Origin of the sequence: Escherichia sp. MOD1-EC6300, assembly GCF_002965045.1 — a bacterium.
Taxonomy (GTDB): domain Bacteria; phylum Pseudomonadota; class Gammaproteobacteria; order Enterobacterales; family Enterobacteriaceae; genus Escherichia; species Escherichia coli_F.
Map to the genome: position 1 here is coordinate 1 of NZ_PTRH01000097.1, position 201 is coordinate 201.

The 201-nt window shown below is 51.7% G+C and carries 1 rRNA gene; it reads right to left on the bottom strand.

Annotated elements, in window-relative coordinates:
- Window positions 1–201, bottom strand: a 23S ribosomal RNA gene (locus BGE37_RS25005); the annotation flags it as partial.

A 201-nucleotide genomic window follows, 5' to 3' on the forward strand; every position in this document is an offset into this window, starting at 1 on the left:
AGTTCCTTCACCCGAGTTCTCTCAAGCGCCTTGGTATTCTCTACCTGACCACCTGTGTCGGTTTGGGGTACGATTTGATGTTACCTGATGCTTAGAGGCTTTTCCTGGAAGCAGGGCATTTGTTGCTTCAGCACCGTAGTGCCTCGTCATCACGCCTCAGCCTTGATTTTCCGGATTTGCCTGGAAAACCAGCCTACACGC